General features: G+C 40.4%; 9 protein-coding genes and 2 tRNA genes. 5 read left to right on the top strand and 6 right to left on the bottom strand.

The genetic code is table 11. The features are described 5' to 3' along the window. Window positions 1-2,426 (bottom strand): bifunctional aspartate kinase/homoserine dehydrogenase I (gene thrA / locus Q0Q74_RS08870; protein WP_367268341.1); only part of this gene is annotated, 2,426 nt, incomplete at its 3' end. 140 nt (window positions 2,427-2,566) lie between these two features. Between thrA and Q0Q74_RS08865 the strand changes: the two genes are divergently transcribed. The 5 genes from Q0Q74_RS08865 (at window position 2,567) to Q0Q74_RS08845 (ending at window position 7,536) form a co-directional block, all read left to right on the top strand. After that, the gene (locus Q0Q74_RS08865; RefSeq protein ID WP_294430056.1) at window positions 2,567-4,918 is read left to right on the top strand and encodes a glycoside hydrolase family 2 TIM barrel-domain containing protein; all 2,352 of its coding nucleotides are present in this window, start codon (window positions 2,567-2,569) and stop codon (window positions 4,916-4,918) included. A 67-nt stretch (window positions 4,919-4,985) separates the two neighbouring features. Further along, window positions 4,986-5,059: transfer RNA gene (locus tag Q0Q74_RS08860), tRNA-Asp, on the top strand. A gap of 152 nt (window positions 5,060-5,211) precedes the next feature. Beyond that, window positions 5,212-5,284 (top strand) — tRNA-Asn (locus Q0Q74_RS08855). 259 nt (window positions 5,285-5,543) lie between these two features. Further along, window positions 5,544-6,587: an Rpn family recombination-promoting nuclease/putative transposase gene (locus tag Q0Q74_RS08850; protein WP_294430053.1), complete on the top strand. Its 1,044-nt coding sequence runs from the start codon at window positions 5,544-5,546 to the stop codon at window positions 6,585-6,587. A 139-nt stretch (window positions 6,588-6,726) separates the two neighbouring features. Further along, window positions 6,727-7,536 (top strand): hypothetical protein, encoded by an 810-nt coding sequence (locus tag Q0Q74_RS08845; RefSeq protein ID WP_294430051.1) that lies wholly within the window; start codon window positions 6,727-6,729, stop codon window positions 7,534-7,536. A 154-nt stretch (window positions 7,537-7,690) separates the two neighbouring features. Here the strand turns inward: Q0Q74_RS08845 and Q0Q74_RS08840 are convergent, their stop codons facing one another. From Q0Q74_RS08840 to Q0Q74_RS08820, 5 genes are all read right to left on the bottom strand, one after another. Further along, window positions 7,691-8,704, bottom strand: a complete 1,014-nt coding sequence (locus tag Q0Q74_RS08840; protein WP_294430048.1) for a hypothetical protein — start codon at window positions 8,702-8,704, stop codon at window positions 7,691-7,693. Window positions 8,705-8,763: 59 nt separating this feature from the next. Next, complete coding sequence (locus tag Q0Q74_RS08835; protein WP_294430045.1) at window positions 8,764-9,639, bottom strand: hypothetical protein; 876 nt, start codon at window positions 9,637-9,639, stop codon at window positions 8,764-8,766. A gap of 348 nt (window positions 9,640-9,987) precedes the next feature. Then, on the bottom strand, window positions 9,988-10,434 hold the full coding sequence (locus tag Q0Q74_RS08830) for a hypothetical protein (protein WP_294430043.1): 447 nt from the start codon (window positions 10,432-10,434) through the stop codon (window positions 9,988-9,990). 57 nt (window positions 10,435-10,491) lie between these two features. Further along, the gene (locus Q0Q74_RS08825) at window positions 10,492-10,974 is read right to left on the bottom strand and encodes a hypothetical protein (RefSeq protein WP_294430041.1); all 483 of its coding nucleotides are present in this window, start codon (window positions 10,972-10,974) and stop codon (window positions 10,492-10,494) included. 49 nt (window positions 10,975-11,023) lie between these two features. Beyond that, window positions 11,024-12,259, bottom strand: coding sequence for a vWA domain-containing protein (locus tag Q0Q74_RS08820; protein ID WP_294430038.1), 1,236 nt, complete (start codon window positions 12,257-12,259; stop codon window positions 11,024-11,026). Window positions 12,260-12,500 lie beyond the last annotated feature (241 nt).

The raw sequence follows: 12,500 nt of genomic DNA, 5'->3' as shown, positions 1-12,500 counted from the left end.
ATCGGTGTGTAGCGGGCTGTCTGGAATACGAATGCGTTCTCGCCGCCTCGGACACCGTAAAGCGGGTCGTCAGGGCCTACTTCAAGCATACCGACAGAGACTTTTCCGTCTTTGATTGAAGCTCCCATTCGCAAAACTTTGTTTTCTTTTTTGAGTTTTGCCATTTTTTCTTCGAAGTATGCGTCTACTTTTGGAAGGTTTGCCATGAATTCATCCACAGTTCCTTCGATTGAGAAGTCCGGCGGGAAGATTGAGTTCATTTTGATTGACTCAAGCTCGATGTCCATTCCAGACTCGCGGGCGATAATCAGTGCCTTTCGTGCAACGTCTGTTCCTTTGAGGTCGTCGCGTGGATCAGGCTCTGTGTAGCGCAATTCTTTTGCTTCTTTTACAGCCTCGCTGAACTTTTTGCCCTCGTCGAGCTTTCCGAAGATGTATGAGAGCGAGCCTGACATGATTCCGTTGAAGCCTGTGAGCTTGTCGCCTGAGTTGAAGAGATTCTGTAATGTGTCGATGATTGGCAAGCCTGCACCAACATTTGTCTCGTAAAGGAATCGGCAGTGATTTTCATTCGCAACTTTGCGAAGTTCGTGGTAGAATTCCATGCTCATTGAGTTTGCGCGCTTGTTCGGGGTTGCGATGCTCATGCCTGCTTTGAAAATGTCGAGGTAGCGGTTTGGAAGGTCGTAGCTTGCTGTACAGTCAACGAAAACCGGGTTGAGCGGCTTGGTGTCGCGTACGAATTCAAGAATCTCGTCAACGCTTGCTTCTTCGGTCGCTTTTTTGGCATCTTCGCGCCAGTTTGAAAGGTCGAGTCCGTTTCCGTCGAGAATCATGCCGTCGATTGTTGCGATACAGTAGACTTTGATGTCGATGTTCTGCTCAAGAAGCTTGTCGTGCTGGTCGCGGATCTGGTCGATGAGCGCACCACCGATTGTTCCCGCACCAAAAGCGAATACTTCGATTGGCTGAGCTGTGTTGAAGAAGAAGAGGTGAGCGGCTTTTACTGCGATGTCACCGAATTCTCCTGAGATTACGACAGAAATTGAGCGTTCAGATGAACCTTGCGCGATTGCAAGGATGTTGATTCCGCGTGCAGAAAGGGAGTCGAGGAATTTACCTGCAACGCCGCAGTTCTGCTTCATGCCATCGCCTACGATTGAGACGATTGCTGTGTGCTCCTGAACTTTGATTTTATTGATTACGCCCTCGCGGATTTCAAGAGCGAACTCCTGATTGAGTACGTCCTCAACGGCCTGTGATTCTGCCTGCTTTACGCAGAACGAAATTGTATATTCAGAAGAAGACTGTGTAATAAGAAGCATTGAGATTCCGGCACGGCTTACAGCTGCGAAAATGCGTGAAGCAAAACCTGTGCGACCCTTCATTCCGCTTCCTGAGACAGAAATGAGAGCTGTGTTTTTGAGGCAGGAAATGCCGCGTACCGGCCCAACGTTCTTTTCTGATTCGAATGGACCGCGACCGATTCTTGTTCCTCGTGCTTCCGGGTTGTGTGAGTTCAAGCTCCATGCCTCGATATTTTTTGAAGCGAGCGGGGCAAGTGTTTTTGGATGAAGGACTTTGCTTCCGAAGAATGAAAGTTCCATTGCTTCTTCATAAGTCATGTCTTCAACGAGGATTGCATCGCTTACAACGCGTGGGTCAGCAGTGTAGATTCCGTCAACATCTGTCCAGAATTCGCATTTTGTTGAATTGAGGCAGCTTGCAACGACTGCAGCAGAGAAGTCTGAGCCGTTTCGGCCGAGCAAGCCCATTTTCGGCTCGTCATCGTAGTGCTCGCTCCAAGAGCAGACGAAGCCCGGCATGAGGATGATTCTGTTTGTGCCTTCTTTTTTGCCGTCCTGATATGGTTCAAGTGCGATTGAAGTTCTGCCAAAATCAACATCACCTTCTGCCTGATTGCCAGTGGTGAAAATGAATCTTCGGCTGTCCAGAACGATTACATCCTGACCTTTAGCCTGAAGCACTGCATTTACGATTGGAACGCAGCAAAGCTCGCCCATTCCCATGATTCGGCAGTGAATTGATTTCGGACATTCGCCAAATGATGCGACGCCTGCAAGAAGTTTTTCAAGTTCGACAAAATTTATTTCGATTTTTTTGAGGACTTCCTTTGCATCAAAGCCCTTTAATTCAGATTCGATTTGTGAGCAGATTTCTACATGTGTTTTTCTTATGCTCTCAACATAGGTGGTTGCATTCCCGCCGGTTACGCAGCCGTCAATCGCTGCCTGAAGGCTGTTAGAAACGCCTGCAACCGCAGATACAATAACGCTGATTCGGTCAGATTCGGCTCGTCCAATCATAATCCTGGCAGAATCAAGAATTCGTTTGGCACTTCCCATTGATGTGCCGCCAAATTTAAGAGTTAGCATAAGTTCCTCGTTTTTTAAAATAAAGTTCATACTATTATAATGAAAAAGACAGTGTGACTCAATTGCTAGATGGCGCGAGGGGAGAAACGGCTTGTCGAAAACTGAATTTTCCGAATACCACTATTATTTTTCCTTTTACTTTTTGATGAATCTGACTTACACTAGAGTTTATGACTAGAATTTATTTAAATAACGGATGGCTTTATTCTCCTGAATTTAAGGCCGAAATGACAAAATCTGATTATACGGGCAATTTTGAGGTTGTTCGGCTTCCACATTCTTTTACCGTCACACCTTTCAATGCTTTTTCAACTGATATTTATCAGAAAAACGCCCTTTACCGAAGAACTTTTAAAACTGAATCTGCTTGGAAAGAAAAGAAAATTTTTTTGACCATTGATGGTGCCGCTCATGAAAGTGAAGTTTTCCTCAACGGAAAGAGCCTTGCAGTTCATAAATGCGGCTATACTGCTTTTACAGTTGATTTGACCGATTCCCTCAATCCAGCTGGTGATGAAAATGTCCTTGCAATCCGTGTTGACAGCCGTGAAAGCCTGAATCAGCCTCCTTTCGGTTATGTTGTTGATTATATGACTTACGGTGGAATCTATCGTGATGTTTACATTGATGTAAAAAATCCCGTTTATATAGAAGATATTTTCATAAAAACGCACGGAACGGAATATAACGCTGATGTAAAGCTTTCATGCGAAAACAGGCGCTCTCCTTACAAGGTTTCCAACAAACTGATTTCTGCAAAAAATGTTCCGTTTACGACAGACCCCGAAAAAGAAATCAAACTCTGGTCTCCCGATGAGCCTTATCTTTATACCCTCGTTACTGAACTTACTGATGAAGCGGGTAATCTTCTTGATTCAAGGGAAACACGCTTTGGTTTCCGCGATATTCGTTACGATGAATCAGGTTTTTACTTGAATGGAAAAAAAATCAAAATCCGTGGACTCAACCGGCACCAGGCCTGGCCTTATGTGGGTTACGCAATGCCAAAAAACATGCAGATTGAAGATGCGGATATTCTGAAGTACGAACTTGGACTGAATGAGGTGCGAACTTCTCATTATCCTCAGAGCCATTATTTCCTTGATCGTTGTGATGAAATCGGCCTGCTCGTTTTTACGGAAATTCCAGGCTGGCAGCACATCGGTAACGCAGAATGGAAGAATCTTGCAGTTGAAAATGTAAGGCAGATGGTTTTGCAGTACAGAAATCATCCGTCAATTTTCATCTGGGGCGTCAGAATCAACGAAAGCATGGATGACGATGAATTTTACACCAGAACGAATGCTGTTGCTCATGAGCTTGATTCAACTCGACCGACCGGCGGGGTCAGATTTCTCAGACACAGTAACCTGCTTGAAGATGTTTACACCTTTAATGATTTCAGCTTTTATGGCACAAACGACGGCTGTCTTCCAAAAAAGAAAGTCACTAAAACTAACAAAGGCTACATGATTACCGAATACAATGGCCACATGTACCCGACAAAGACTTTTGACAATGAACCGCACAGAACAGAACATGCACTTCGTCATGCGAAGGTGCTTGATGCAGTAGCCGCTCGCGAAGAAATTTCGGGTTCAAGCGGATGGTGCATGACCGACTATAATACTCACAAAGATTTCGGTTCCGGTGATTATATCTGCTATCATGGCGTCCTTGACATGTTCCGAAATCCGAAAATTGCGGCTTATGTCTATCAGAGTCAGCAGGATTCAAAGGTCGTCGGTGATGTGCTTTCAATCACTTCAAGCATGGATATTGGCGAACATGCCGGTGGTGCAAGGGGAGATGTCTACATCATCACAAATGCTGACAGCGTTAAGATGTATGTAAACAATATTTTCATCAAAGAATATACAGTCGCACAGTCACCTTTCAAGAATCTTTCTCATGGCCCGATTCTGATTGATGATTATATCGGACACAGGCTTGTTGACGAAGACGGCATTAAAGAAAAACACTCCGTTCCAATGAAGGATATGCTTTTTGCGCTTCAAAAATATGGAGTGGACAAGCTGCCGTTCAAATATGTCCTCAAAGGTTTAGGCTTGTGGATTCGAGGCGTTACCAATCCTGATAAACTCCGCGATTTGTACGGAAAATATATCGGAAACTGGGGCGGCGAATCAGTCAGTTACAAGTTTGAGGCATATCGTGGTGGAAATCTCGTAAAGACGGTGATTCGTACTCCGGCAAAACAGACGAATCTCAAAGTCGAGGCAAAACGCAACATGTTAATAGAAGAAAACACTTATGATGTTGCATTTGTGAGTCTGAAGGCAGTTGATGAAAACGGAAATGTCCAGCCTTATTGCCAGGAAGCTGTAGTGCTTCAGGCAGAAGGTTCGATTGAAATAATCGGTCCAAAAGCAGTTTCAATGAAAGGTGGCATGGCAGGAACCTACATAAAATCATGCGGAAAAGCTGGAAGCGGAAAGCTAACCTTCACGGACTGGAATAATACGGTTCAAACCATCGATTTTGATGTAAAATGTCAATAAAAATAAAGAATTTTGCATTCTTCTTATTGACTATTTTGTGCGTTTCGGTTATATTTTTATAACCTTTGGGGGCGTAGCGAAGCTGGTTATCGCGCTGGCCTGTCACGCCGGAGATCGAGGGTTCGAGCCCCTTCGCTCCCGAACGCAAGTCTGTCTTTTTAGACAGACTTTTTTTTCGCCCATTGCCTTTTTATGCGGCAAAAAAAATTAAAAAAAACAATATTTTTTTTCGTAAACGCTTGACAGTTTTTTGGCTTTCATATAATATAACACTCGTTCCGAACGAACAAAATGATCCCTTAGCTCAGTCGGTAGAGCAACGGACTGTTAATCCGTGTGTCGCTGGTTCAAGCCCAGCAGGGGTCGTTCAGAAGGCTTCCAATTCTCTGGGAGCCTTCTTTTTTTTGTCTGGCGTATCGTCAAAAATCAATAGCGAATATACAAACTCTCTCGAAATACGCTTGTGGAATTTTTTTTAACTCGTTTTTTTCTTTTTTTACATTTTTTTTGTCTTGACATTGCCGAAATGTGATTTTTATTCCCTATAAATATACAAGTGCTTCTAAAGAATTTTTTTTGTGGATTTTTTAGAGCGTCTCACATAAAAAAAAGGAGATGTTTGTATATGAAAAACAATGAAATCAGATTATTGAATCCAAGGCTGGATCCGAATTTCAAGGCGATGTTCACTCAAAAAACAGAGGAATCCAGAATGGCATTAAAATCGTTTTTGACTGCTGTCATAGGTCGCAAAATAAGTCATGTGACGGTCATAGAAAATGAGGATGCCCGCTGTTACGATATGCAGAGAGGCATTGATTTCGATATAAACTGTATATTCTCGGATGGTGCCTGTGCGCAGATTGAAATGCAAAGTTTTTACCGTGAATACGACTATGGAAAGCGAGCTGAATATTATGCCGCACGACTGGCGAGTTCGACGATGAAGACCGGTGAGGAATGGGAGAAGGTTCCGCAAGTGTATCAAATATCCGTGATGGATTTTACCTATGACAAGACGAACAAGAATCCAATACATCATTATTCTATGACGGATTTGAGCGACGGAGCTAAACTTTCAGGGATACTTAATGTGATTTTTCTGGAACTTACTAAACTCCCGAAAATCAAGGATTTAGCCAGTGTGAAAAACTTGCCAAGTGCTATCAAATGGTGTAAATTTCTAAAAATGGCGGACAAGCCCGATTCACAGAAGTTGATAAGGGAACTTGTGAACGCTGAGGAGGGTATCATGAATGCAGAAAAAGCGCTTGAAGGTATCAGCATGGATCGCTGGCGATGGATAATTCAGGGGCAGATAGAAGGCCGGAAGCGGGATGAATTTAGCGCAAAAGCAGCCCAAGAGCGGAAGGATAGAGAAATAGAACAGAAGAAAAAAGAACAAGAACAGAAAGCTAGAGAACTGGAACAAAAGGGTAGAGAACAAGAACAGAAAGCTAGAGAACAAGAACAGAGGGAAAAAGAACTTGTGCGGCGAGCAGAAGAACTTGCCCTGAGAGAAGAAAAACTCGCCAGACGGAGTGATGATTTGCACCGAGAAAAACTTGCCACTGCACAAAGAGCTCTTGATATGGGAATTTCTCCTGAGCAGGTTGCAAAAGCGACAGAACTTTCTATAGAAGAAATCCTCTCGTTGAAAAATGAATGATTATCGGTAAAAAATTCAAATAACTTTAAAAAAGTTTAAAAAAAACTAGCTTTTTTTCTAAGACTGTGTTACCATTTTTTAAAGATGTTCGGCGTATGCTGGACTGAAAATTATTAAATTTAAACGAGGGGTTTTTATTATGAAACTTTCTAAAATGTTTAAAATTGGTGCTGTAGCACTTATGGTTACTTCATTGTGCTTTGTTGGTTGTAAGTCAGAAGAGGATGATGATGAGAACAACATGCTTTCAGGCTCAAACAACAACTATTCTATCAGCTACAAAAATGAAGGCACTTCCGTAAGCCGAGGTTATAAAACTACAACATTCAAACATCTCGGCTCGCTTTGTCAGATGACAATGAGCAAAGATAGTGCAAATGCTGGTGCAATGGGGTATATTTGGGACTTGGAATCAAATTCAGCTCGTGCAGAAAAAGATCCTCGCCGATTCTTTATTATTGGATTTAACTATACCGGTTCAGTTATAAAACCTTATGTTTCTATGTACAAAAATGTTACTGACATTCAATTGCAGAACTTTGGTGCAACAGGACAGAAAGAGACAGGTGCAAATACAACTGCTAATGGTGCTACGGAAAAAGAATATATTGCACTTGGTTCTAAATCTTTGACACAGGCTCCAGATGCAGATGGAAACATTGTTTTGACTGTAGATGTAAAAGAGGGAACTGATGCTTCTGGAAACTATGATGGTACATACATCGTAAATATCTATAATGGAAAATATGAAAAGAATGCTCTGCCTTCTGTTGCTGATGCTTCTACTATTATTCCTGCAGCAGATGTTGGCTATCTTGCAGCTGGAACTTCTAAAGGGGATCGTCAGAAGAACGGTGCAGTTTACGCAAATGTTTATGCCGGAAAAACTCTTACTGGCTCTTGGAAGTATCTTGACACATACTCATCAGACGAGGTTGTAGAAGAGTAAATCTAATTAATCCAAAAGGTCAAAGCTGTAAATAGCTGTTCAATGCCTTTTGGATTTTACAAGATTTCTTTAACAGGCAGAGGTCTTCGGGCTTCTGCCTGTTTTGTTTTACATGCAGTGTAAAAGCTAGTCATTCATATTTTTAATACAAGTGTTATCTAGTTTTTATTTTAATTCCAAGGCTTATAGTATAGTTTTCAAAGTTTATGACTGATTTTTGGTCAGTTTTAAAGTAAGAGTCTTGACGATCACTTCCAACAAAATCTGTATAGCAAGAGCCTCGTTTCATTTCAAATATAAAAGAATATGACATTTCTAGTTTAAGTGCAAAAACACTATTTATATAATAGTTTATGTCATAGATAATGTTCATTGCATTAAAGAGAGATGATTGAATCATTTTGTAATGTCTGCCATAAATTTCTTTTGAACTTTTATCTTGTGCCATATGTGTGTCTAGTGCATAGAAATAAGCGTACGGAGAAATCTGTAATGCAAAATCAAAACTGCATTGTTTGACTGGCTGAAAATTTATTTTTCCACCAAACCAAATGAAAAAAAGTTTGTCTTCAAAATTAATCTCTCCAAGTCTTGCAGTTACAATTTTTCCATTATTATTTGTAAATGTGTATGGATAGTGTACAGAACTTTCATCGTTCCAATAGTGCTTATTATCGGAACTATACCATCCCTCAGATTTTTTTCGCTCAAAATAGTCATAATTATATTGAAAAGTTATACATGGTGAAAAAACAAATCGCTTGGAAATGTTGAAATCGTAAAAAAGAATAATTTGTGTTTTAAAATTTTCAACGGATTCATTGTTTCCTTTTGAGTATCGCGTTTTCATTGTATAATCGTCTGGATTAAGCCAATCGGAATCAAACATTTTTCCTGATTTTTGGTTAAAAAGTGATGATAGGCCGCATACAGTGGCATGAAAATTTTCATAGTAAAAATCAAGATTTGCCCCAAACTGAAATATGTTTCTTTCCCATTTAAGATAGCTTATTTTCTTTGAGTCATTGTATAAACTTGGGTAATAGATGTTTTCACCTATGAAGCCTGTTGAATATGTAAAAACAGGCTCAATAATAAAATTAATTTTTGCAAAAATTGAACTGCTAAAAAAAATGAAAAGTAATAAGAAGGTAATTTTTTTTATCATGAATATAAAACAGGGGAAGCAATTTGCTTCCCCTAAAAACGAATTAGTTAAAATCAAAATTATTCAGAAATAATTTCAGAATCATCTTCAAAAACAACAGCCTCGCCAAATGTTTTTGAAAAGTCGAAATTAGCTGTATAGTGTTTTCCAGGTGTGATATTTACATAGTATGCAAGTTTTGACTGAGTTTTTGCATCGTCACGACCTGTAAATTTTGTTTCGATTGTAACAACCTTCTTTGCATTCGAAAAGTTGTTTTCACCATCACTTTTTGCCGTAGCTGCATCTGTGTAATAACCGACAGTGTATGCACCGTTTGTCTGCTCAGAAGTTGTACCTGCTTTGATTACAATAGTTATTGTTCCGTCTGCTGCTTTAGAAAAACCTGCTGTGTCAAGTTCTTCCCAAGTTCCGCTAGTCGGCAAAATCTGGTCTTCACCCTTACCGTTTGAAACTGCTTCACCGTTTATGTTTGAAAAGTTTGTAAGTTTTGTAAAATTGTTGTTTTTAACCAGAACATCAGAATAGCGCGAAACATAAGTTCTAACTTTTGAACCACTCCAATCACATGCTACGATACAGAAATTATATGTGTCTTCTGTTTTACCATCTGTTAAATCAAAAACGAAACCAGCAACACCTTCTTTAACATTATCAACATTTGGTGAAATCTTAATTTCACAGATTCCACCACGATGTTTTGTTTTTGTCTGTTTGAAAGCACGATAGTAGTATTCTGTATTTTCAATTCCGTCTTCTTTTGTACCTTTTGTTACTGTACCGTCATTAGCAACTTTGACATAAGCATTATCGAAGTCAACTTTTCCACCAGAGAAAACATCTGCTTCATCATCTTCATCTTTACAGCCAACAAAGCACAATGAAGTAACCATAAGTGCTACAGCACCAATTTTAAACATTTTTGAAAGTTTCATAATAAAACCCCTCGTTTAAATTTAATAATTCAAACTTCGAGATTGCTTTTAATCGTTGTGCCAAACATACTTCCATAAAGAAACGCTCGGCATCCCTGCCGTAATGTAAACATTTACATACACTAAACTCTGAATTTACATACACTAAATTTTGAATTTATAAGCACTAAATTCAAAATTTAATATACAGTAAATTCAGAATTTAATATTACTAAATTCCAAATTTACTGATCTTCTGAAAGTAAGGAAATAAAAAGTTTTCCAGCAAGGAATCATTTTGAGAACGGGCATCCTTAAAATGATTTCTTGAATGTCTGTTTACGCGTTTTTTAATACAGTGCAAGGTCGCTATTGAATCTTCACTTTGCATCCGGCTTGTATGCTAAAAATCTGAAGGCTTGCCCCTGAATCCTGTTCTGTGTCGTAGTATGTGTTTTGAGGGCCGCCTGTGGTAAAATCGATGTAACAGGTGCCGCGTTCTGGCTCAAATGTGAAATAACAGCTTCCTTTTAGAGTGAGTTCAAGAAAATCATTGACCATAAAACTTGCTTTTGCTGACATTAAAAGTGTGTTGAAATCAGAAAACTGAATCATGCGGAAATGTTTTTCGTAAAGTTCATTTGTTCCTGTCTTCATTGCGAGATGGGTGTCTACGGAATAAAAATACGCGAACGGTGAAAGGAGCGTTGTAAAATCAAGATTTAGGCGGGAGAAGGGCTTTATCTTTGCGTTTAGACCGAACCAGGTGTAAAAAGAGTGGCGGCATAAATCAATTTCCCCAAGGGTGCTGTGCACATATTTCTCGCCGTTCCAATAGGTGCGCGGATAATGAATCGAGGTTTCATCGTACCATCAGTGCTTATTGTCTGAACTGTACCAGCCTTCACTGTCTTCTCTTTCAAAAAAATCGTAATTGTATTGAAATTGAATCACAGGTGAAAATTCAAGCCAGCGGGTCGTTTCGAATGAATATGCAAAGGTTGATGTGAATTCATAGTTTTTTGAATTGGAAATGTCTCCGGCCGAATAGGTGGTTTTCATTGAGAGGTCTTCTGAATTCAGCCAGTCAGAATCTGTCATTTGACCGAAATTTTTGTTGAAGAGATTTGATGCACTGTAAAGGTTGGAATGAAGTTTCTTGAAATCAATGCCGAAATTCGCCCCTAAAAGAAGGATGTCTCTATCCCATTCAAGATAGCTGCGTTTCTTTGAACTGTCATAGATTTCTGAGGAATAAATGATTTCGCCGAGTTTTCCTTGTTCAAAAGAAATTACCGGCTCTAAACTGAAATGAAGTTCCCTGCCTTGAAAGACCTGTGCTTTAGCTGAAAACACAGGAAAAATCAACAGCAGGGAACATAATGCCTTTATGAGAGGCTTTTTGCTATTTTGCATCGGAATTGTCATCCGCGTTCATTGATTCAGTAGGTTTTGATGTTGCAGTGTCCGCGCTTTTTTTCTTTTGAGGAGCGTCGTAAATGAGGAAGCAGTCAACCTGAATTCCCTTTTCTCCGAACATCTTCGCGATTGACTCAAATTCGTGCTCGAAGTTCCCCGGATTATCAGAATGAGGCGGTGCGTCTCCAATCAGAATGATTTTCTTTTTGGCATCTTTGCTCCAGTCGAAGACAGATGCGCAGGTATAAAGTGCTTCATAAACTGCTTCTTCGCGGTCGCCTCCACCTCTAACAGAAACGCTTTTAATCGATTTTGAGAATGCGTCGGCGTTTTTTACGAAGCCGAAATTTTTGAGCGGAAGGCCGTTCTGGTTGAATTCATCGCAATAGTCTTTGTAGAAAAGAAGTCCGATTCTTGTGCTGCTGAATTTCTTCATCTGTTTTTCGAATTTTGAAAGCCAGTTTTTGCGGAGTTCAGCAAAATCATCTTTCATGCTGTCTGTTGCGTCAACTGCAAATACAAGGTCAAGTTTTTCGGCCGGGTTAAGTTCATCGATTTCTTTGACAAGTTTTTCTGTGAGTTCTGCTGCGGAAGGAACATGAATGACTCGCCCGCCTGATGCAGATGCAATTTCGCCAAATGATTCTTCTGTGTTCCAGTCTGAGACATTGAGGTTAAGCAGGTTGTCAGCGAATTTTCCGCCATTGTCACAGTATTTTTGTGCAAAGGCACGCACGCTGACTCTCATTCCGTTGGTGAATTCACATTCATTCTGATCCTGAATCACATAGCCGTAGTACATCTTTTTGGGAATATAGATATGAAAACATTCTCCAAAGAAGTTTTTTTCTACGGTGGAAGAAATCAGGGCGTTTGGCGTTCGTTCCATTCTGAAAGTGGACTTTGAGCCGTATGAATAGCGGACTTCATTGCCGTTTACGGAATTAAACTCCTTTGCCCTAAGAAGCGACAAATCCGGGTCATTGTAATTGCCGCTGTCAAAAAGAAGAAGGACGCTCTGAATGTCACCAAGTTTTTTGACAAACAGATGAACGCCGTTCCCGTCTTTTACGCGGTGTCCGTCATCTTCAGGGAGAACAAGAATGTCATCCTGCGATAAGGCTAAATCATAAACTTTATCATCGACGGGTTTTTTCGCCTTTTTTGCGAATGCCGCACTAACACTAAGAAAAATTAAAAGGAAAACAATAAATCTCTTCATAGAAGAATATTATAAATCATGATTGAGCAAAAAACAAAGAGAAAATGCCCGCGCGGGATAGTAGTGGCGCGAAGCGTTCCGAACAGGGTGAGGAATGTAGCGATAGCGGAACCACGGATAGCCCGTTGACAGTTGAGTCGCGCCATAAAAATTCTAATTCGTCTCTAATTGCTTACAAACCTTAAAATCATTATAATAATTTCACGATTTGCCGGGATGAACTGGCAAAGACACTTTCCTT

It is taken from the genome of uncultured Treponema sp. (genome assembly GCF_946187725.1).
Taxonomy (GTDB): Bacteria; Spirochaetota; Spirochaetia; order Treponematales; family Treponemataceae; genus Treponema_D.
This window is presented reverse-complemented; position numbering and strand designations above follow the sequence as displayed.